The 21036-nt window shown below is 33.8% G+C and carries 22 protein-coding genes; 12 read left to right on the top strand and 10 right to left on the bottom strand.

The genetic code is table 11. The features are described 5' to 3' along the window. Positions 1-60: 60 nt before the first annotated feature. From QZU75_RS07340 to thsA, 3 genes are all read right to left on the bottom strand, one after another. Positions 61-777, bottom strand: a complete 717-nt coding sequence (locus QZU75_RS07340) for an iron dependent repressor, metal binding and dimerization domain protein (RefSeq protein ID WP_296882658.1) — start codon at positions 775-777, stop codon at positions 61-63. Positions 778-935: 158 nt separating this feature from the next. Beyond that, on the bottom strand, positions 936-4970 hold the full coding sequence (locus QZU75_RS07335) for a pseudomurein-binding repeat-containing protein (RefSeq protein ID WP_296882656.1): 4035 nt from the start codon (positions 4968-4970) through the stop codon (positions 936-938). A gap of 414 nt (positions 4971-5384) precedes the next feature. Next, positions 5385-7034, bottom strand: a complete 1650-nt coding sequence (thsA, locus tag QZU75_RS07330) for a thermosome subunit alpha (RefSeq protein ID WP_296882655.1) — start codon at positions 7032-7034, stop codon at positions 5385-5387. Positions 7035-7153: 119 nt separating this feature from the next. Between thsA and QZU75_RS07325 the strand changes: the two genes are divergently transcribed. From QZU75_RS07325 to QZU75_RS07310, 4 genes are read left to right on the top strand one after another with little or no spacing between them, the layout of a single operon-like run. After that, the gene (locus tag QZU75_RS07325) at positions 7154-8167 is read left to right on the top strand and encodes a tetratricopeptide repeat protein (protein WP_296882653.1); all 1014 of its coding nucleotides are present in this window, start codon (positions 7154-7156) and stop codon (positions 8165-8167) included. A gap of 33 nt (positions 8168-8200) precedes the next feature. Continuing rightward, positions 8201-8356, top strand: coding sequence for a hypothetical protein (locus QZU75_RS07320; RefSeq protein WP_295115512.1), 156 nt, complete (start codon positions 8201-8203; stop codon positions 8354-8356). A gap of 38 nt (positions 8357-8394) precedes the next feature. Continuing rightward, positions 8395-8847 (top strand): hypothetical protein, encoded by a 453-nt coding sequence (locus QZU75_RS07315; protein ID WP_296882651.1) that lies wholly within the window; start codon positions 8395-8397, stop codon positions 8845-8847. 8 nt (positions 8848-8855) lie between these two features. Further along, a complete protein-coding gene (locus QZU75_RS07310; protein ID WP_296882649.1) occupies positions 8856-9497 on the top strand; it encodes a DUF116 domain-containing protein in 642 nt (213 codons plus the stop codon). Here QZU75_RS07310 and QZU75_RS07305 read toward each other — a convergent pair. From QZU75_RS07305 to QZU75_RS07290, 4 genes are read right to left on the bottom strand one after another with little or no spacing between them, the layout of a single operon-like run. Next, the gene (locus QZU75_RS07305) at positions 9494-9700 is read right to left on the bottom strand and encodes a hypothetical protein (protein WP_296882647.1); all 207 of its coding nucleotides are present in this window, start codon (positions 9698-9700) and stop codon (positions 9494-9496) included. The genes QZU75_RS07310 and QZU75_RS07305 overlap by 4 nt on opposite strands. A 4-nt stretch (positions 9701-9704) precedes the next feature. Beyond that, positions 9705-10907 (bottom strand): hydroxymethylglutaryl-CoA reductase (NADPH), encoded by a 1203-nt coding sequence (gene hmgA / locus QZU75_RS07300; protein WP_296882645.1) that lies wholly within the window; start codon positions 10905-10907, stop codon positions 9705-9707. Next, positions 10907-11770, bottom strand: coding sequence for a succinate--CoA ligase subunit alpha (gene sucD / locus QZU75_RS07295; RefSeq protein WP_296882643.1), 864 nt, complete (start codon positions 11768-11770; stop codon positions 10907-10909). Before sucD ends, hmgA begins: the two co-directional genes overlap by 1 nt. Positions 11771-11781: 11 nt before the next feature. Continuing rightward, positions 11782-12507: a hypothetical protein gene (locus tag QZU75_RS07290; RefSeq protein WP_296882642.1), complete on the bottom strand. Its 726-nt coding sequence runs from the start codon at positions 12505-12507 to the stop codon at positions 11782-11784. Positions 12508-12758: 251 nt separating this feature from the next. Here QZU75_RS07290 and aroD point away from each other — a divergent pair, with 251 nt between their 5' ends. Next, on the top strand, positions 12759-13436 hold the full coding sequence (aroD, locus tag QZU75_RS07285) for a type I 3-dehydroquinate dehydratase (protein ID WP_296882641.1): 678 nt from the start codon (positions 12759-12761) through the stop codon (positions 13434-13436). A gap of 5 nt (positions 13437-13441) precedes the next feature. Then, positions 13442-14044, top strand: coding sequence for a S24/S26 family peptidase (locus QZU75_RS07280; RefSeq protein WP_296882639.1), 603 nt, complete (start codon positions 13442-13444; stop codon positions 14042-14044). A gap of 316 nt (positions 14045-14360) precedes the next feature. Here the strand turns inward: QZU75_RS07280 and QZU75_RS07275 are convergent, their stop codons facing one another. Together QZU75_RS07275 and QZU75_RS07270 are read right to left on the bottom strand one after the other, a co-directional pair. After that, positions 14361-14699 (bottom strand): P-II family nitrogen regulator, encoded by a 339-nt coding sequence (locus tag QZU75_RS07275; RefSeq protein WP_296882637.1) that lies wholly within the window; start codon positions 14697-14699, stop codon positions 14361-14363. 12 nt (positions 14700-14711) lie between these two features. Then, on the bottom strand, positions 14712-15926 hold the full coding sequence (locus QZU75_RS07270; RefSeq protein WP_296882635.1) for an ammonium transporter: 1215 nt from the start codon (positions 15924-15926) through the stop codon (positions 14712-14714). Between the two features lie 254 nt (positions 15927-16180). Here QZU75_RS07270 and QZU75_RS07265 point away from each other — a divergent pair, with 254 nt between their 5' ends. The 6 genes from QZU75_RS07265 to QZU75_RS07240 are packed head-to-tail and all read left to right on the top strand — an operon-like array spanning position 16181 to position 20244. Further along, positions 16181-16492: a hypothetical protein gene (locus tag QZU75_RS07265; RefSeq protein ID WP_296882633.1), complete on the top strand. Its 312-nt coding sequence runs from the start codon at positions 16181-16183 to the stop codon at positions 16490-16492. Continuing rightward, complete coding sequence (locus tag QZU75_RS07260; RefSeq protein WP_296882632.1) at positions 16467-17693, top strand: HD domain-containing protein; 1227 nt, start codon at positions 16467-16469, stop codon at positions 17691-17693. Before QZU75_RS07265 ends, QZU75_RS07260 begins: the two co-directional genes overlap by 26 nt. An 8-nt stretch (positions 17694-17701) precedes the next feature. Beyond that, on the top strand, positions 17702-18250 hold the full coding sequence (locus tag QZU75_RS07255) for a UbiX family flavin prenyltransferase (RefSeq protein WP_296882630.1): 549 nt from the start codon (positions 17702-17704) through the stop codon (positions 18248-18250). Beyond that, entirely contained in the window at positions 18251-18814 is a 564-nt protein-coding gene (gene cbiT, locus QZU75_RS07250; RefSeq protein ID WP_296882627.1) for a precorrin-6Y C5,15-methyltransferase (decarboxylating) subunit CbiT, read from the top strand. It begins immediately after the preceding gene. Positions 18815-18832: 18 nt separating this feature from the next. After that, positions 18833-19597 carry a hypothetical protein gene (locus QZU75_RS07245; RefSeq protein ID WP_296882626.1) on the top strand — a complete coding sequence of 255 codons (765 nt, stop codon included), beginning with the start codon at positions 18833-18835 and terminating at the stop codon, positions 19595-19597. 17 nt (positions 19598-19614) lie between these two features. After that, positions 19615-20244, top strand: coding sequence for a molybdenum cofactor guanylyltransferase (locus tag QZU75_RS07240; RefSeq protein WP_296882624.1), 630 nt, complete (start codon positions 19615-19617; stop codon positions 20242-20244). On the opposite strand, the gene rrp42 is transcribed toward QZU75_RS07240, so the two are convergent. Next, positions 20241-21026, bottom strand: coding sequence for an exosome complex protein Rrp42 (rrp42, locus tag QZU75_RS07235; RefSeq protein ID WP_296882623.1), 786 nt, complete (start codon positions 21024-21026; stop codon positions 20241-20243). The genes QZU75_RS07240 and rrp42 overlap by 4 nt on opposite strands. Positions 21027-21036 lie beyond the last annotated feature (10 nt).

Raw genomic sequence — 21036 nt, 5'->3', positions numbered from 1 at the left:
TAATGCTAATAAATTTGAAATAAATATTATATAAATATTTGTAAAAAAAGAAAATTAAAGTTAAATTCTAATAAATATATTATTAGCCATTTCCAATGGAATATTTAACTCTTTTTCATCAATGGTAACTAAAAAATAGTTACTTACACGATTTTCATTGAATTCATAGCTTAAATGAGAACCGACTTTAATATCCATATCTGTAATTTCGTCTAAAAGTTTTTCATTTCCTCGAATAAATGAAACAGTTCCTTCACAACTGGATGTTAATTCAGAAATAGACAATAAATTAAATTTCCTGTTCATGATTTGATCGAAGTCTTTTTGTGAAAAACAATCCTGACAGCTTTCAAAATCAAAATTACAAGCAGGAATTATATTATTATCAGGACATAAATCAGGATGGTGCAGCATAGTACACAATGCCCTTTCAGCTTCATCAGATAAAGTATGTTCCATTTCACAAGCCTGCTCATGAACATTTTCTTCTTTAACCTTTAAAACATCCAATAGGAATTTCTCTAAAATCCTATGCTTTCTAGTAATTTTTTGAGCAATTTTCATACCTTCATCTGTTAAGGTAGCACCTTTATAAGGAGTATAATTAATATAACCCAAATTTTCCAGTTTTTTAAGCATTTGAGTTACACTACCCGGAGCAATCCCTAAATCTTTAGACAATGTAGTTGTAGAAACCTGTTCCCCATTACTTCCATTACGATAGAGAACTTCCAGATATTCTTCAATGTTTTCACTGATATTTTTGTCCGCAGCCATTAAACCACCAAGAAATATAATTAGTTTAATTTATATTGCTAAAAGTATAAAAAAGTTTTGGTATACCTAATAAACAGAATACAAAAAAAATAAGAAAAAAAGAAGATTAATAAATTAATATTAATCAATATTTAAATTTTGTTTTAATAATTTATCTTCTAGAATGAAATACTTGCATAAATTCCATGGAGAGAGTATGAACTGGTATACCAGTTTGCAACATATCCAAATGAATTTCTAGTACTTGTACAATCTGCAACATACCATTGACCGTCGACTAATACCTGAGCCCAAACGTGACCATAGGTACTTCCACTACTAGTAAATACACATGTTCCGTGAACATATCTAGCAGCAAGACCTGCAGTTCTAAACATGGAAATAACTAAATGTGACTGGTCAACACAGTTACCGGTTTTTGCATTGAGAGTACCGACAGCACCATATCTAGTATCATAATAGAAACTATATGAAACTTTATCCCTTACATAGTTGTAGATAGCTTTAGCCTTATCCAAATCACTGGTTAATCCTGAAGTAATTGAGTCTACAATTGATTTAATTGCGCTGTTTCCAACTTGACAGTTAGTAGTTGCTTTTAAATATTTTGAAACATCACTTTCAGTATTTTTCTGATTTATACCTGAACCAGTTGCTGACATTGAGCTGCTACTGCTTCCTGATCCATAAGTCACTACAACATAATTTGGTAAAGCACCATTGGTATTATAGTAAGCCAATACACGTGAGAATGAATCCACTAACTCGGAATAAATAATTTTACCTACTGCAGATGAAGCATAATTTGGAGCTAAATTATTTGTTTTAATAAATTTAGCCACATTGTTTGCAACAGTAATATAATTATCTTTGGTTAACTGTTCTGAGCTAATAGTATCACCAGATGGAGATTCAGGAGAACTTACGCCACTGATATAAGCAACATCAGTAGAGTTTGAATTACCAATTTGATATATAGCCTGACTCATTAAATACAGGAATTCAGCAGTGGTAAAAGTGATTCCACCAGCGGTAACAGTATTTGGAAGACTGCCTTTATCTGAAAGGTAAGTTTTCAAATTTGAAGCTCCAGTTAAAATGTTTTTGATTGAAATGGTTTTAGCAGTTGCAGTTGCACTTGATGGAGTAGCAGTTGAGCTACTTGATGAACTGCTTGATGAACTGCTGGCAGCAACATTTTTTATTTCAACCTGATTAGGCAATTGTGAATTGGTTTTATAATATGCCAAAATTCTTGAAAATGCATCAACAAGTTTATCATAACTGATTTGTCCTAAAGTGGAACTAGCATAATTTGGAGCCTGATTATTTGATGCTATGAAACTTACTAATCTGGATGCAACATCAACATAACCTGCCTGATTTAATTGACCTGTAGCACTTCCACTCGGACTTGAAGGAGCTGATGCACTTACAGGTGATACACCAGTAGTTTTACCAGAGTTAAGATTTACTGTAGCCTGAGCCATCATATATAAGAATTGAGGAGTTGTATAACTTACTCCACCAACAGTTACCTTTTCAGGAATGACTCCGCTGGAAGCAATTGATGTTTTTAAAGTATTTGCAGCAGCTAAAATATTTGCAACTGAAACAGATCCAGTTGTAGAACTTGATGAAGAGGATGAGGAAGATGAAGATGGACCAGTTATTGAATTAAAGTTTACATAGTTAGATAAACTCCATCTGAATATAATTGAACCGGTTGCACCAGCAGTAATTGATGCTTGAACATCTTGGGTAATCTCAGAAGTTGATAATTTTGTAACATCATCATCTGATTTGTAACCTTGTAATCCCATCCAAATTTCAGCACCTTTAGAATTTTGTATAAACCATTTTGTTACGGATGAAATCCATGAAGTTGATTTTCCGTAATTTCCTTTGTATGCCATAGGAACAAGTACATCCATATAGGAACTGAGAGCAGATATATCCTGACCATAATAATATATGTTGCTAGTTGTTTCAGGCATTACTGAACATGAAACAATTAGATTTGAATTTACCTTATGAATAGCATCTGCAGCTAATTTAGCAAATTGACTTATTGCAGCTGTTCCTCCGGAAGTTTTATAAGCAGTACCAGGATATCTTAAGTAATCAAAGTGAACACCTGCAACACCTTTAAGTGCAGCATATGTTTTAGCTTCATTGATTACAGTATTGAAGTAAGCAGTATTTGCAGATCCGCTTTTGACAGGATTAATCCAACCACCATCATAAAAGGTCTGCATCCAAATGTGAACCCTCATTCCTAAACTGTTTGCTGATGCAATCCATGATTCCACAGCAGATTTACCGTATAAAGATATTGCATAGGAATTTAAGAATAATTCAGTAGTTCCTTTGGAAGCAAGAGAACTTAAATCAACATTTTTCATATCTCCACCGAAAACCCAGTATCCATATCCAGCAGTAATTTGTTTTTCTGTTTTAACAACACTGATTTTCTGGCTGGAACTGCTTGGAAGGTTGAAAATATCTCCGTCAGCTTCATACTTGTAGGTTACAGTATAGTTTCCTGCACCAAGATTTGCACTGAATGTAGCATAACCGGTAGAAGAGGTAGTTGCAGTATAAGTTTTGCCGTTTGCAACTAATTTTACAGTTTTACCAGATAATGCCTTATTGTCTACGTCTTTTAATAATACTTTGAAAGTTTGTGAACCGCTATCGAAAGAAGTGCCACTGCTCCAGGTTATAGAAGTAGCAGTTCTATCTTTAACAGCAATTGTTGAAGATTCGCTTTTTGCGTTTACTTTAGAATCTCCTGCATAAGAGTAAGTAACAGGATAATTACCAACAGCTAATGAAATAGGTAAAGAGACTATTCCGTTAGTATCAGTAGTTTTTGTATAAGTTTGACCATTTAAAGTTAAAGTAACAACCTTACTAGCTAAAGGAACACTACCTGATGTTAATGCTAATTTAAATGTGCCTGTAACACCTTTTGCAAAAGTAGTACCACTTTTTATTGTGAATGTAGGGGTTTTACTTGGTAAAATGGTAATTTTATTTGAAGCACTTGATGCTTTGTAAAATGTATTTCCATCGAATTTATATTTTATAGTATATACTCCGTTAGCCAATGTAGGTAAAGTCAAATAAGCAATACCTTTACTGTTAGTTTTTGAAGTATAGGTTTTTCCATTAATAGTAAATTTAATAATTTTTCCAGCGCCCGGTGCATAGCCTAAACCATTAAGTAAAGTGACTTTGATTTTTTTGGTGTCACTTTTAAGGAAAGTATAAGCAGAAGTGGTTAACTTGGAAGTAGTGGATGATACCACTTTAACAGTATTAGTTTTAGTTAAACCATCTGTATTATATGAAATAATTTTATAGGTACCTCTTGCAAGGCTAGTCAATGAAAGGCTAGCTACACCATTGGCATTAGTTTTTACTGTATAAGTTCTTCCATTAATCTTAAACTTGACATTTTTGTTAGCTAAAGCTTTACCGTTGCTTTTTAAGAATGTTGCAGTAAATTTCTTTCCATCAGTATAAACTTTAGAAATATCACTTGATTGGATTGTGGATAAAATTTTGAAAGTTGTTGTCAGCTGATAATTTGTACTTGGATTAGTTGCAACAACTTTATAAGTACCAGGTTTAAGATTGACAGCTAAGGAAGCCACACCTTTTGAATTTGTTTTTACAGTATTTGTTGCACCATTTACGACTATTTTAACATTAGTATTTGCTAAAACATTTCCTTCAATATCAGTAAATGTTGCGGTGTATTTTGTACTTCCTTTATAATATTTAGTAACATCACTTGATTTGATAGTGTCTGCAATATTTACAGTAGAAGAAACATTACCGGCAGCTCCGTATACATCATCAGATGATACAGTTAAACTGGTAACCCCATTTACACCATCATTTGAATACGTTAATGTTGATAAAGTATTTGAATTTTCAGATCCTAAAACTTCTTCACTTGATAGAGAAACTTTAGATGAATCATTATCAACATTTGAATCACTAGATACAGAAATTTCTGATGAATCAGCAGTTTTCTCCAATGGGACTGAGACATCTGATGTGTCATCTACTAAGCTTGTAGCATATGAATCTGTAACATTAATCTCACTTGCTGAAATAGCACTCACTGAAAACAATACAGCAAATACTAAAAAAATAGTGAGCAATAATTGTTTGTTCAAATTAATTTACCTCCATAACAATTTTTTTAAACAACAGTGAGACTACCATCTCACTTCAACATTATTTATTACAAATATCTTATATAAACCTTTTTATTTCCAAAATAGCATTATTCTTTTTTATTTTTTAAAAATAACCTTAAAACTTACTGAAAATAAGGAAATAACTGAAATTATTGTTGAAAATCGCTCTAAAAAGATTTGACTATATGAAATAAAATTTAAAGTAACTTAACTATACTAAAATGAAATCTGTTATTGTAATGCTTATCATATAAAAATACATATATTTTAAAGCTATTTAAACTAAAAACATTGATTTAAAGTTATTAAGATTAAAAAACGATTAGTTTAATATAGTATAATTAAAAATAAGCTCTAAAAATAAAAAAAAAGAAAGATGTAAAATTATATTTACATCATAGGTGGCATTCCGCCCATACCTGGTGCAGGAGGCATTGGTGGCATACCACTTGCATCATTACCAGACTCATCAGGTCCGGTAGATTCCAATGCATTTCTAGCTGCAATCATATCATCAATACGTAAAATCATTTCAGATGCTTCACCTGCAGACTGAAGAGCCTGGATTTTAACCCTTAAAGGTTCAATAACGCCAGCTTCTTTCATATCAACAACTTCACCTGTAAATACATTAATACCGATGAATTTGGATTCTTCGTGAGCAGCTTTTAAATCTGCAATTAAGTTAATGGTATCGAGACCTGCATTTTCAATTAAGGTTTTTGGAATGATTTCTAAAGCTTCAGCATATTTTAAAATAGCTAATTGTTCTCTTCCACTTACAGATTCACCGTATTCTCTTAATTGTTTTACCAAATCAATTTCACAAGCTCCTCCACCAATGAGAACTTTACCTTCTTCAATGGTAGCTGCAACAACACCTAAAGCATCATCAATAGCTCTGGAAATTTGTTCGGTTACATAACGTGTACTGCCTCTTAAAACAATAGATGAAGCTTTTGGATTTTCACATTCTTCAATGAAGGTCAATTCATGGTCAAATAATTTATCAAGATATACGTGACCTGCAGTACCTAATTTATCAGGAGTTAAATCTTCAATATCACTTACAAATTTAGCGCCGGTAGCTTTTTCAATTCTTTCCATGTCAGATTTTTTAACTCTTTTGTAAGCCATGATTCCTGCTTTTTTCAAGTAGTGTTCTGCCATATCGTCAATACCTTTCTGACAGAATAATACGTTACAACCTGAATCAATTACTTTTTGCACTAAATCTTTAATCATTTGTTCTTCTTGAAGCAGGAAAGCTTCGAACTGATCAGGACTGGTTATGTCAATTTTAGAATCAGTGTTAATATCTTTCAATTCAATAGGATATTTTATAATAGCGATTTTTGCATCTTCAATATCTTTTGGCATGCTTTTAGATACAGGAGCCTTGTCGATTACAATTCCTTCTGCTAAAAATGAATCTTCTACAGCATCACCGGAAACTCTTTGAATATTAATGTTTTCGATTTCAGATTTTCCGTCTTCTTCAATTCTTAATGCTGCTTTTACAACTAAATCTGCTAAATGTTCTTTTGCATAATCAGAACCTTTACCACTCATTGCAGTGACAGCTACTTTTTTAAGAGTTTCTTCATCGTCTGCATCAATAGCAATATCATTTAAAAGTTCAATAGCTTTTGCAGTAGCATTCCTATATCCTTTTACAACAACAGATGTTGCAATACCGTCATCTAATAATTCTTCAGCTTTAGCTAATAATTCACCTGCAATAACAACTACGGAAGTGGTTCCGTCTCCAACGATTTCTTCCTGTTTTTTTGCAGTTTCAACAAGCATTCTAGCTGCAGGTTGGTTAATTTCCATTTCTCTCATGATAGTTGCACCATCATTGGTGACAGTTACATCACCTAATGAATTAACTAACATTTTATCCATACCTTTAGGACCTAAAGTAGTTCTTACAATACCAGATAAAACTTTAGCCGCTGTGATATTCATTCTTAAAGCATCTCTTTTTGAATATCTTTCGGTTCCTTCAGGAAGGATGAATATTGGTTGATTTGCCATTTCATAATCACCTTAAATTTTTTTTAATAAAATAATATAAAAGTAAATTTTTATACATATATAATATAAGTAAGGGTAATATAAAAATATTACCCATTAATCTAACTTTAGGTGTGTTAATGTACGAAGACATAATAAATGAAATCAAATCCAATCTGGGAGAAAACCCTGACTTGAATAAAAAATATTTATCCGGACAAATTGAAAAATATGCCGACCATCCATATAATAAAGAAATAATAAAAGAGATTTCACGCATGATGTGGGATTGCCTGTCTGAAGATGAAAAAAACGAATTTATCGAAATATCCGAAAAGGAAAATCCCATAATAGACATTTTAAATGACATCTCATACGACATCGAAGAGGAAGAATATAAAACCGCTTTAAATAAATTAGACAAGTTTATGGAAAGTTTTCCGCCAATGTTTGAAGACGACAAGGTAAGCGAGTATCACTTTTTTACCAGTCCCCTCGAAGAGACATTATTCAATGAATACATTGGTGCTGAAAAAACAGTACGATACATTCCCGACAATCAGCCTTTACTTGACCTTTATTATATTTACGGATTTTTGCTTTTGGAAAATCAGCAATACGACAAAGCAGAAAAATACCTGAAAAAAGCAATTAAAATCAACCCTGTGTCTTCAAGAATCATTTTAGAGTTATGTGAAATCTACAAAGTCCACACCTATACATATAACAAATATTTCATGTATGCAACAGATGCACTCCAATATGCTTATTATCCCCAGGACATTGCAAGATGCTACAGGTCACTTGGATATTACTATATTGAAGAAAATCTGATGGAAACCGCCTTTGCACTGTTCAGATACAGTATGGAATTTGAATTGAATCCGATGGCATACACTGAAATAAACTACATCAAAAGCAAAGATCCGCAAATTGACCTGACAGTGGACGAATCAATTGAAATACTTAAAAACAAGAATATACAAGTCGGAGTCAACCCCTTCATTCTAGAAACACTGGATAAATTGATTGAGGAATATGAGGAAAATAAACTGTATAACCAGACACTGTATTTCCTAAAGTTAAAATATGATATTACAAATGACAGTGAAACTCTTGAAAAAATAGAAAGCATTCAAAATATATTAATATAATATATTATATATTATATAACAAGGTGATTTCAAATGTGTTCTAGCGGAGGGCCAATGGCCGACATAGATTTAAAAAAATTGAAAACAAAAAAATACCGATGTAAAGACTGTGGAAATACATTCAAAGGACTTGGAAAAAAAGTCGTTTGTCCGTCCTGTCAAAGTGACAACGTGGAACTAGCAGAGTAAATTCATTTACTCTCTTTTTATTTTTTTTAGTGATTTTTATGAATATTGATTTTAAAAATGATGAAATACTATTTCTTGAAGGAGAAACCGGAATGGTGGGGATTGTTAAGGTAGCCTATGAAAATAAGATGCTTTTTATTGCAACCCAGGACAACGAAGAGATAGTTCAGTTTTTAGAATCAGACGACATAATTGCCGTGTCAAACTTTAAAAAAGACAAAAGGGCGATACGTTCACAGGCTTACTTAAGTCGTGAAGAATCTTCACCGTTAGTTATTTTAAACAAAGACCATCCATCAACAAAACGCTTAGAAACTGTTATATCCATAGGAGATGGAGTTAACCTAAACTGCAACATTACACCAGGAACACACCCAGAACAGAATATATTATGTTCATGCGACAGTTTATCCGGACTTGAAATACTGAAAACACCGACAGGTGTGAAATTAAATAAAGACTTTGACAATTATACAATTGAAGAATTTTAGGTTGAAAAATGTTATTTATCGATTCATTTTACATGTTTTTAGGTCAGTTGGTAGTTATTGTAGCTATTCTGATTTTAATCCTCTTTGTTATTGTATTGATTTTAGGTTATTTGATAGCCCGAAAAAATCAGATAAAATTTCCAAGATTCCTATTGTATATTGTCGATTTATTATATTCACCTTTCAAAACAATAGCTCATTTTTTAAAGCTTGATGACCATCTTATTGACAACATTGCAATTAGAGTCAGGGATGACCTCAACAAAGAGAGATTTAAAGAAATCCCTGCAGAAAAAACATTAATATTTCTACCGCACTGCCTAAGACACAGAGACTGTCCGGCACCGCTTCAAAAAGAAGGCCTCAATTGCAGTGAATGCGGTTTATGTTCAATCGGAGCCATTAAAAAAAAGGCAGAACCAATGGGATACAAATTATATATTGTTCCGGGATCAAGCTTTGTTAAAAAAATAGTCATGGAAAATAAATTTAAAGCTGTCCTTGGAGTTGCATGTCATGAGGATTTAAACCAGATGATGATGCTTCTATCAGATTTTTGTCCGCAAGGAGTTCTGCTTGAAAAAACAGGGTGTTTTGAAACAAAAGTAAATATTAAAAAAGTATTTGAAAAGATAGATTCCAAATACTAATCATCAAAATATCTCACAAAATCATCGGATTCTGGAGTTTTAGAAAATTCCTCTATAAAATCATTCAAATCCTTTATAAATTCTTCTTTTCTTTTATCAAAATCCCCAATTTTGGAGTAGTCTTTTTTTATCGCTAAATTCATTATAATATCATCAGTTTCAAGGGTCAATTCAGGATACAAGGTATCTAAAAACTCATCCATTTGATTAACCTCTTCCAAGTTCCTGATGAGCTCTTGCAAGGTGTCCTGCTGCGAGTGCTCCTACAAGTGACAATTCACCAGCTAAAACAGTACTTGCAACAATCTCTGCAAATTCACGAGCTTTACCTGAACCTGCAACGCCCAAAATTTCCAGTCCTTCATGAGCTACTTCAAGACTTGTTCCACCACCAACAGTAGCTACAGGCAAATCAGGCAAGTTTACTGAGAAATATAAATCACCGTCACGATTTTCAGCGGTTGTTATTCCTAAAGATCCTTCAACGACATGTGCCGCATCCTGACCGGTTGCTAAAAATATTGCCGCAACCATATTTGCATAATGGGCATTGTATGCCATGCTTCCGCTTGCTGCAGAACCTACGAGGTTTTTAGCAATATTTACTTCAACAATCGCTTCTGCAGTAGTTTTGAGTTTTTTAGCTACAATATCTTTTGGAACCAATATATCTGCTATAACACTTTTTCCTCTTCCTTCAACGACATTTATAGCAGCAGGCTTTTTATCAACACAAACATTACCGCTTAATGCAATGTGAGTTGCAGTTGTCTCTTCTGCAAGTTTTTCGAGAATTTTTTCAGAAGCTATTGTCACCATATTCATTCCCATACTGTCACCTGTTGAGAACACGAATCTAGGATAGACATAGCTTCCAACAATTAAGATAGGGTCAATTTTAACAAGTTTACCATGTGAAGTTGTACTTTCGGCAATTTCTTTTAACTCATCGAAATTATCAATAAACCACTGTTTGATTTTTAAAGCATCTCCAACACCGCTACATTTAATTGCAGGTGCACGAGTCATAATGTCTGAAACTACTCTTGCATTAACCCCTCCGGATGAGGTTATAGTGGATGCTCCTCTGTTGATTGATGCAACCAATGCTCCTTCAGAGGTGGCAAGTGGAACAAATACTTCCCTGTTGCAGTATTCACCATTAATTTTTAATGGTCCTGCAATACCCATCGGAAGCTGTAAAACACCGATTGAATTTTCAATGTTACGGGCAGAAGCCCTTTCCATATCCAAAGTGTAATTTGAGATATTGGACAATTTTAAGTCATACTTCTGTTCGAGAAATTCTCTTCTGATATCTGTTGCCTCTTTTGGGGAAACTTCCTTATCAACCTGATAAAGTTTCATTTCACCATTCAATAATTTATCAATAATTTCTTGATTTGTCATTACATAACCTTTTTAAGTAAATCTACAATTTCAGATGGTTTTTTAGCTACTTCAACACCTGCTGCATTTAAAGCTTCTGTTTTACTTGCAACAGTACCGGAGTTTCCTTGAATAATTGCTCCTGCGTGTCCCATTCTTTTGCCGGGAGGTGCAGTTCTTCCTGCAATGTATGATACAACAGGTTTGTTCATTTCTTCAGCAATGAATTTACCTGCTCTTTCTTCTGCAGTTCCTCCAATCTCACCGATTAAGACTACTGCATCAGTCTGGTCATCTTTGTCAAATCTTTTTAAGATATCAACGTAATTGTCTCCGGTTACAGGGTCTCCACCAATACCGACAGCTGTACTTTGTCCGATTCCTGCATTGGTAAGTTCGCTTGCTATTTCGTATGTTAATGTACCGCTTCTTGAAATTACACCAACATTACCTTCCTTAAAGATATGGGTAGGCATGATTCCTAATTTACCAACACCCGGAGAGATGATTCCAGGAGTGTTCGGACCAATGACAGTTGTGTCCATCTGTTTTGCATATGCCATAATTTTCATACTGTCATGAACTGGGATATGCTCTGAGATAATGACAACCAAGTCCAGGTGTCTGATTGCTTCAAAAGCAGCGTCTTTTGCAAATCTTGCAGGTACAAAAATAATTGAAGCGTTTATATCCACTTCTTCAGTTGCTTCCTCCATGGAATTGAAAATTGGTACCTGGTCTAAAAATTTCTGACCTCCTTTTCCAGGGGTAAGGCCTGCAACAATGTTTGTATTATATTTCAACATTTGTTCAGTGTGAAAAGAACCTTGTTTTCCGGTGATTCCTTGAACTAAACATTTTGTATCTTCATTTAACAAAATCATAATATTTACTCCTATCTTAATATTCTAGTTTTATTTTCAAATGGAACAGCCAAATCAATCACATTACCGTTCATAAATGCAGTGGCTGAGAATATTACACTGCCCGGCAATACATTGCAGGTTGTTCCTCTTTCAACCAAATAAGTATTCTTATTTCCAAGTGCAGCTCCAATCATTGCACCGGCTATGACTCCGACAGATTCTATATCTTCAATGGTAGCCACTACAACAGGATCATCAGTTTCAGGTGAAACATAACCGACACCAGGTATTTTTCTTGCCTTCGGCTCTATGTAATCTGAAATATCTGTAAGATTTTTCATCCCTTTTGCAGCATCAATGGCAGAATTTGCAACATCTGCTACAAAAGGTTCTCCCCCATATGTATCAAAGCCCAAAACAATAGCATCAGGATATCTGTCTGGCCTTATAGCTGCTTCAGCATATGAAATTCCTTCACCTGCATCTTCAGGATTATCAGAAATTCCAGACAAATCGCCCATGTTTTCTGCACTTTCTTTTAAAACGTTAACAATACCTTCATTAATAGATTCAAGCAGATCGTCTTCAACAAATGCACTGACAACCACATCGTCACCAGTGACATTTGTTAATGCAACATCACTTGCACCTAATTGTTTTACTTTATAAAGGTTATTTTCTATAGTCTCTACTAGCTTAGTACTGCATGATACATCATTTTTGGATATATCTGCACCTATAGCTGTAATTTTCAAATTAACACCTTTTATAATTGATTTATCAAATAAATAAAATAAAAATATTTTATTGGTATATATTTTGTTGTTCAATTTATATAAATATTGGCAGATGTATGAAGAATGCCAAGAAATTCATATATAACCATCGTAGAATTTTTACAAATTTAATGCTTTGATTACCTCAAAAAATTGTTAATGTTAACAAGCAACATCCCCCAGATAATAAAGAAAATTTAATTAATAGCTTAATAAATATATAGTAATCAATGTATTCACAAACTAAAATTGCAATTCCAATTTTTCAAAAAAATTGCAAAGACGTTATTGAAGTAGCTAGAGACTGTATTGATAAAGGCGCTGACGTGTTGGAATTTAGAATAGACGCCCTGAAGAATCCTGAAATTTCAGAAATTAAACATACTATAGAAGAAATCAACTTTCCGATGATAGCTACCAATAGAATCAGTTCCGAAGGAGGATCTTTTAACGGAACCGAAGAGGAAAGGTTCAACATATTATATGAATGCTGTGATTTAGCGGATTATATTGACATTGAACTTCAATGTGATGATGAATACATAAATAAAATCCATGATACCGGTGTAAAAACAATTGTTTCATATCATGATTTTGAAAAAACACCCGATTTAAATGAAATCCTGTATATTGTTGAAAAAGAGCAAGAACTTGGAGACATTGCTAAAGTCGCTTTTATGCCTCAGGATTTGGAAGATACATTAACCATATTGGCAGTTCTTTCACATTGTGAAAACACAATTGCCATTTCAATGGGAGATTTGGGAAGCTATACTCGAGTTATGGCATCTAAATTTGATTCACCAATTACTTTTGCAGCCGGAACCGATGTAACAGCTCCAGGCCAGATTGACATTGAAACCATGAAAGCGCTTCTCAACATGGACCTAAATATCATGGATGAGTGATTTTAATGGCTAAAAAGATTATTTTAGCTTTAATTATACTTATTTTATCAGCTTCATTATTTCTGATGTTTTTTGTAAACGATAATGTTAATGTCTATATTGACGGTGAAAATGTTACTGTAAGCACTCAATCACTTTCACATAAAAATACAGAGCAGTTAAATGAGGAAATATGCAATCTAACTCTTAATGTGATGAATGACACAAAAGCCAATATTACTACATTAAAAAACGGAATAAAAAGCATTTGCATTGATTATGGTCTTGAAAACATGGAAATTAACATTGATTCAAGCATCGGTAAAAATCAAATACCAGTAATAGTTCAAGTAGAGGGAACATCAATGCTTCCGACACTGCAGGACGGACAGACTGCATTTATAAATAAAACCCATAACATCCACGTTGGAGACATAGTCGTTGCGGAATCTGATGAATACGGAGGTATCATCAAGAGGGTTGGTGACATTAAAGGTGATTCAGTATATCTTATAAGCGACAACAAGGATGTTTCTTATGAATACATCAACGGCAGTTTATATGAAATCAAAGGAATAACCACATGGGTTGATATATCAGACATTAACGGTGTTGTTATCGAATATTAACATTAACATCATAAAATTCTATTTTTCAGACAAGGATATATCCCCTAAAGAAATTGTGTTAAAAAAATAAGATGCACGGCGTTAATGTAAAAAACGATTAATTAAATTGCATTAAAAAAAGATTCGTAAAATTAAATGGTGTGGACAAGGATAATCAGATTATCCTTGTCAGTAAGTACATAGTAGTTTACCACGTATTACAATGAAAAATGTCAGTAAAAACAGCAATAATTTTTAAAGGGATTTAAGCTTATTCAATGAGTTGCAATTAACCGCCATTTTTTACCAACATTTTAGGTTATATATTATTGTACGTCTAAATCGCCTTATCACCTTCTTCACCTGTTCTGATTCTGATAACATTTTCAAGAGGATATATGAATATTTTTCCATCCCCAATATTACCAGTATAAGCACCTTTTTTAATTGCATCAACAATTAAATCTACACCTTCGTCCTTGACAATTACTTCAATACGAGTTTTTGGAATCAGATCAATACAATAGCTGGAACCTCTGTAAGATTCCCTTATACCTCTTTGACTTCCCCTTCCTTTTACTTCAGTTACGTTCATTCCTTCGCATCCTACATCCAGAAGGGCATTTTTAACATCATTCAGTTTTTCCTGTCTTACAATCGCAACAATACTTTTCATTTATTCACCTCATTAATTTAAGTTGTATGCAGATTCCTTGTGGAGATTGGAATCGAGGCCTCCAATTTCTGCACCTTCGTCTACTCTTATACCGTTCATTGATTTATCTAGTATTTTAGCCAGCACATAACTGACAGTAAATGAATAAACAATAGTTGCAATTACGCTTATTATCTGAATTAAAACCTGATTAGGATTACCTGCAATTAATCCTGCAACACCGCCAACGGCCGGAACAGCAAATATTCCTGTTGCAATTGCTCCCCAAACTCCTGACATACCATGTATACCCCATACATCTAAGGCATCGTCATATCCTAGTTTAGGTTTTAACCAGTAAACTGCAAAGTATGAAACAATTGGAGCAACCGCACCTATTATTAAAGCACCGAATACATCAACAAAACCTGCTGCAGGAGTAATTCCTACCAAACCTGCTACTGCACCAGAAATTGCACCAAGGACTGTTGGTTTTCCAACAAAATATGTATCGATGATTGTCCATACTATAAGACCTGTTGCTGCAGCCACATTTGAAACAATTATAGCGTTTGCGGCCAATCCGTCTGCTGCAAGACCTGACCCTCCATTGAATCCCATCCATCCGAACCATAGAAGTGCTGCTCCTAAAACAGCATAACCTAGATTGTGTGGAATTAAGGAGATATCTTTCCTTTTACCTAATACTAATGCTACAGCCAATGCAGAAATACCTGAATTGATATGAACTACTGCACCGCCTGCAAAATCAAGTGCACCCATTTGCATGAGCCATCCTCCGCCCCATACCCAATGGGCAACTGGGACATATACAAGGCAAATCCAGATTGTAATAAATATTACCCATGCTTTTGTTTTCATCCTTCCAACTAAAGCTCCGGACATAATTGCACAGGTTATACCTGCAAATGCACACTGAAACATTACAAACAGCAATGTTGGTATTGTACCTGTGAGATCCTCCAGACCAATTCCCTGCAAAAAGAAATTGGCGGGTGCGCCTATCAATCCATTTATGTCATCTCCAAATGCAAACTGGTATCCGAATATTACCCAAACTACACTAACAATTGAAAATGCTATAAATGTTAAAAAAATTGTATTTAAAACGTTCTTTCTTTTACTTAATCCTCCATAAAAAAATGCTACTGCAGGTATACTCATTATCAGTACGAGCAGTGTACAAGTAAGAACCCATGCAGTATCACCAGTGTCAAACATAACCATTTTATCTTTTCTCTTAAAATTATTTTTAGTATCGGAAGTGATATGTCGGAAGTATCCTTCCGATATAAAATAATTGAATATCATCATATATAAACATTTGCACCAAGACACCTAAATTTTGAAAAAACATTGACAGAATGACATGAAAATACCAATAAAATCTAATTAAATAAGAAAATATTAAATAATAGCTATTGAAAAAAATAATAATAGTATAGTTTAAATTTTTTAATAAAATAGAAAATAGTGTTATTATGAGAGGGTCAATAAAAGCCAATTTGATAATATTTTTAATAATAGCAGTAACAGCATTTATTATCAGCAGCGCTTTTGCAAATCTAACAATTACAGAGGAAAATCACTCATATAAATTAAGTTCAATTGAAAATGACTCATTTGAACCGACATATATTGATGAAGTTCCGACAATAATCCCTAAAACAGAAACAAACACAACCAATAGCACTAACGAGACAAACAAGACAATAGAAATAGAAAATTATACATGGAATAAAAGCATTGAAAATGGGAGGAGTGGAAATGACCGAAAAGAAAAAGTTCATTAGAGACAGTGTCTATGGAGATATTAGCCTAAACAAGTTCGAAGAAAGAATTATGGACATGCCCCAATTTCAACGTTTAAGAAGAATCAAACAGCTGGGTTTGATTAGTCTAATCTATCCCGGAGCAACCCACACACGATTTGAACATTCAGTTGGAACAATGAATTTGGGATCAAAACTTGCAACAGAACTGGATTTATCAAATGATGAGGTCGAATTGATAAGAGCATCTGCCCTGCTGCATGATATTGGACATGGTCCATTTTCACATGTATCAGAAGGAGTTCTGTCAGTTCCTCATGAAGAACTGACCAAATATGTGGTTACAAAAACATCCATGAGAGATTTGCTTGAAGAAAAATTTGACGTCAATAAAATCGTGGACATAGTTAACGGAAAAGGTTATCTCGGACCTATCGTTTCAGGAGAGCTTGATGTAGACAGGATGGATTATCTTTTAAGAGATTCCCACAACACAGGTGTTGCATATGGTGTTATCGATTATGAAAGAATAATATCAAATTTAACTCTTGAAGACGGACTGATATTGGATATTAAAGGTGTTCAGGCTGCTGAAGGAGCATTGGTATCAAGATATTTCATGTATCCAAGTGTATATCAGCACCACACAACAAGAATTGTCAATTCCATGTTTAGAAGAGCATTGAAAACCGTAATTGATGAAGGAATCATTAATGAAAACGACATTTACAAATATGACGATGCAGAAATCATAGGAGTCTTCAGGCACTGTGAAAACGATTTCGTAAATGACATAATGACAAGACTGGACAACAGGCGCATCATGAAAAGAGTGGAAAAAATAAGGCTCGATAATTTTAAATATCCTGAAAAAATGTATAAGATTGATCAAAGCACCCTTAGAAAAGCTGAAGAGGAAATCGGCGAAGATTATGACATCGATCCAAATTATGTATACATCAACATAGCAGCATATCCTCGCTTTGATGAGATGAAAACCCAGGTAAGTGTGGACGGCAAATTATATCCATTAACTGAAATTTCAAACATTATAGGAGCGTTGAGCAAAGCCAGATTCAATATCCCAGATATTAGCGTTTATGTTGATGAAAGTGAAAAATCCAAATTTGATAAATTTAAACTTGAAAATTATCTTGATTTGCCTGAAATTGACAGAGAAAAATTCCACGGCATTCATTATGACCAAATTAAACTATTCTAGGAGATAAAATGATAGTTGTAGCAATAACCGGAGCAAGCGGAGTAATATATGGAATAAGATTGCTCGAAGTCCTGAATGAATTGAATATTAAAAACAGTTTGGTAATCAGTGATGCCGGAAAAATCGTTATAGAATCAGAAACCGAATACAGCGTCGAAGACGTAATAAAAGTGGCAGACACATACTATGATTTCAATGACCTGACCGCTTCTATAAACAGCGGATCATTTAAGGCCGATGGCCTGGTGATTGTGCCGTGTTCCATGAAAACATTATCTTCAATAGCCAATGGATATGGAGCAAATACAATTACAAGAGTGGCCGACGTCAGCCTTAAAGAACGAAGAACCACAGTTATTGTTCCTCGTGAAACTCCACTTAGAAGCATTCACCTGCAGAATATGCTAACATTATCACAAGAGGGAGCCATAATCCTACCTGCAATGCCTGGATTTTATTCAACACATGACAGCGTTGATGACCAGATTAATTTTGTTGTAGGAAAGATTCTCGACTCTTTAAAAATAGAAAATAACTTATTTAAAAGGTGGGAATAAATGTTAGAAGATAAGGATTTTATTAAATCCTGTGATGTTCCCGGACCAACCAAGGAAGCTATCAGAGCAATTTTGTTATACAAATCTGAAGTAACCTCCGATGATAAGGTTGTCGATTGCGGATGCGGTACTGGAGGACTTACATGCGAGTTTTCCCAAAGAGCCCGTCAAGTAATATCCATTGATACAAATCCTGAAGCGATTGAAACAACAAAAAGAAATCTTGACAAATTTGGACTGGGAGATAATGTCACATTAATTAATGATGACGGAGCAAATGTCATAAAGGATATTGATGATATTGACATTGCCATTGTTGGGGGCAGTGGCAGACAGCTTGAAAATATCCTTGACCTTGTTGATGAAAAATTAAATTCAAAAGGCAGAATACTGATAACTGCGATATTGGTTGACACCAAAGTGGAAGCAATCAACAAACTTAAAGATTTGGGATATAATCCTAAAATCATGGAAGTTAACGTTTCTAACGGACGAGTTTTAGACCGTGGAATACTGATGATTAGTGAAAACCCTATTGCAATAATTACTGCCAAAAAAAGATAAAATTAAATGGAGATTAAAATGGATTCACATAAACGTTGGAAGATAAAGTTTTCATTATTAATGATTGTTTTAATAATCATTATTTATGGATCAAATTATCTTGTATTAGGAGATGCTGAACATATTATATCATACATATGGACACATTTAGGTTTTATTCCTGTTGATATTCTTGTTGTAGCATTTTTACTTGATGAAATTATTGAAAGAAAAGAAAAAGAAGCTATGCTTGAAAAACTTGATATGCTCATGAGCACATTCTTTTCTGAAGTTGGAAATGAACTGATCAGTCAATTAAGCAGTGCAAACAAATACAAAGCAAGTACAGAAAATTTAAAATCCATCAAAAACTGGGACGATGCAGACTATGAAAACAAACTGAACGAACTTAAAGGTTCCACTGTTGACTTTTCTGCAACAGATATCGCTCCGGAAGAAAGAGAAGAATTTTTGGAAAACTTAAGAAAATTACTGTCAGACAAAAGAGAATTTATTATTAACTTAATAAATAATCCTAATTTGCTTGAAAAAGAAGAGTTCACCAGTTTAATCAACGCCATTCTTCACCTTGATGAAGAACTGGAACACAGAACTGATTTGGCTCTTGTTAATGACACTGACTTCGGACACCTGAATGGAGATATGCAAAGGGTATATGAAAAACTGGTTTACGAATGGGTCTATTATTTAAGATACCTCAACAAGCATTACCCGTACATGATTGCATTAATCATACGTACCAATCCATTCGATGAAGATGCGGATGTCTATGTAAAAGAATAAAATATTTGAGGTTTAATATGAGTAGTGAAATTAAAAATAATGAAAATATTAAATCTTGCATTATTTTATGTGGAGGTAAGAGTAGTAGGATGGGTCAGGATAAAGGTTCCATGATTATTCAAGATAAACCTATGATAAAACACATCCTTTCTACATTAAACCACCAGATAAATGAAGCTATAATTGTTTTAAATGACCAAAAAAGAATTGAGAAATATGGGGAATTCATAAATCCTTCAGATTACTCATACACCATCACATTTGTTGAAGACACAATTAAAAATAAGGGACCTATGCCCGGAATAATGACCGGCCTTTCCTGCATAAACAGTGATTATGCATTAATTTTACCATGCGACAGCCCTTATGTTTCACAAAAATACATCAACACTATTTTTAAGGAAAATGACGGCAAATATCAGGCCGTTGTTCCATATCATGATGAAAATTTGAAACTGAAAACATCAGAGCCCCTTCATTCAATATATAACAGAAACATCGTTCCGGTAATTGAAAATTTAATTAAAGAAGATGTTTTGCACATCAAGGGACTGATAGAAAAAATAGATACGAAATTTGTATTAATAGATAATAAAAAAATAGAAAAAAAAGAATTTAGAAATCTTAATCGTCCGTCAGACATTTAAAGATATTCTATTAACTCTTTTACTTTACCAACTGCAGTATTTACACAGTAAAGGATTTCATCTTTGGTTAAAGGTTTTTCGCCACCTTTTTGCATGGAGCAAATGTGACCGTCTTTTGTAACACCAACATTTAAACGAGCAGCAGCTACTCTTTCTTCATCCAATGTTGGGTCTAAAACCATTTTGTCACCAATTTTAACGAAAGTACATAAAGCCAATTCGTTATTGATTGGTAAATCGAATGTTTCATCTTCACTGAGAACTACTTCTTCATCAACGATACTTGCAACAGGCAATTTAGTAGATTTGAGTGCTGCCATTACAGCCAATTCACATGCATCGAAAAGGTTTCCGCAATTGTCGATAATATGCAAGTCAATGAAAAGCATCCAGACATGTTTTCCTTCTTCAACACATAATTTGTCCAATTCTACCAATTCACTTTCACGAATACCTCTGTCAACTACACGTGCAAGTTCAATTGAATCATCACTAGGTGGTCCTGGTTCAAAATTAGGATCAGCCATTGGTAACATTTCACAGTTAGTCATTAAAACTCCTAAATCAGGAGTGTCAGGGAATGGGCTTCCAAGTTGTGGTTTAATACCTACAATAACTTGAGTTCCACCGAGAGTTACACGAGCAGAACCTTCAGCTTTAGAAATGACATTAGTTTCAATAGTAACATCCCTATATTCAGTTAATTGTCTGCCATCTTCTCTTTTATCATTTTTGACAAGGTTGTTAATACTTTGTCTTGTAATTTCTGGTACTATATCCATATTATCCACC

Source organism: uncultured Methanobrevibacter sp., from assembly GCF_902764455.1.
Classification (GTDB): Archaea; Methanobacteriota; Methanobacteria; order Methanobacteriales; family Methanobacteriaceae; genus Methanocatella.
The sequence above is the reverse complement of the archived record's forward strand: the minus strand, read 5'-3'. Positions and strand labels throughout refer to the sequence as shown.

Bases quoted from the DNA above. Each gene is read 5' to 3' on its own strand.
- QZU75_RS07340 (WP_296882658.1), bottom strand. From the start codon at position 777: ATGGCTGCGGACAAAAATATCAGTGAAAACATTGAAGAATATCTGGAA.
- thsA (WP_296882655.1), bottom strand. From the start codon at position 7,034: ATGGCAAATCAACCAATATTCATCCTTCCTGAAGGAACCGAAAGATAT.
- QZU75_RS07325 (WP_296882653.1), top strand. From the start codon at position 7,154: ATGTACGAAGACATAATAAATGAAATCAAATCCAATCTGGGAGAAAAC.
- QZU75_RS07320 (WP_295115512.1), top strand. From the start codon at position 8,201: ATGTGTTCTAGCGGAGGGCCAATGGCCGACATAGATTTAAAAAAATTG.
- QZU75_RS07315 (WP_296882651.1), top strand. From the start codon at position 8,395: ATGAATATTGATTTTAAAAATGATGAAATACTATTTCTTGAAGGAGAA.
- QZU75_RS07310 (WP_296882649.1), top strand. From the start codon at position 8,856: ATGTTATTTATCGATTCATTTTACATGTTTTTAGGTCAGTTGGTAGTT.
- QZU75_RS07305 (WP_296882647.1), bottom strand. From the start codon at position 9,700: ATGGATGAGTTTTTAGATACCTTGTATCCTGAATTGACCCTTGAAACT.
- hmgA (WP_296882645.1), bottom strand. From the start codon at position 10,907: ATGACAAATCAAGAAATTATTGATAAATTATTGAATGGTGAAATGAAA.
- sucD (WP_296882643.1), bottom strand. From the start codon at position 11,770: ATGATTTTGTTAAATGAAGATACAAAATGTTTAGTTCAAGGAATCACC.
- aroD (WP_296882641.1), top strand. From the start codon at position 12,759: ATGTATTCACAAACTAAAATTGCAATTCCAATTTTTCAAAAAAATTGC.
- QZU75_RS07280 (WP_296882639.1), top strand. From the start codon at position 13,442: ATGGCTAAAAAGATTATTTTAGCTTTAATTATACTTATTTTATCAGCT.
- QZU75_RS07275 (WP_296882637.1), bottom strand. From the start codon at position 14,699: ATGAAAAGTATTGTTGCGATTGTAAGACAGGAAAAACTGAATGATGTT.
- QZU75_RS07270 (WP_296882635.1), bottom strand. From the start codon at position 15,926: ATGGTTATGTTTGACACTGGTGATACTGCATGGGTTCTTACTTGTACA.
- QZU75_RS07265 (WP_296882633.1), top strand. From the start codon at position 16,181: ATGAGAGGGTCAATAAAAGCCAATTTGATAATATTTTTAATAATAGCA.
- QZU75_RS07260 (WP_296882632.1), top strand. From the start codon at position 16,467: ATGACCGAAAAGAAAAAGTTCATTAGAGACAGTGTCTATGGAGATATT.
- QZU75_RS07255 (WP_296882630.1), top strand. From the start codon at position 17,702: ATGATAGTTGTAGCAATAACCGGAGCAAGCGGAGTAATATATGGAATA.
- cbiT (WP_296882627.1), top strand. From the start codon at position 18,251: ATGTTAGAAGATAAGGATTTTATTAAATCCTGTGATGTTCCCGGACCA.
- QZU75_RS07245 (WP_296882626.1), top strand. From the start codon at position 18,833: ATGGATTCACATAAACGTTGGAAGATAAAGTTTTCATTATTAATGATT.
- QZU75_RS07240 (WP_296882624.1), top strand. From the start codon at position 19,615: ATGAGTAGTGAAATTAAAAATAATGAAAATATTAAATCTTGCATTATT.
- rrp42 (WP_296882623.1), bottom strand. From the start codon at position 21,026: ATGGATATAGTACCAGAAATTACAAGACAAAGTATTAACAACCTTGTC.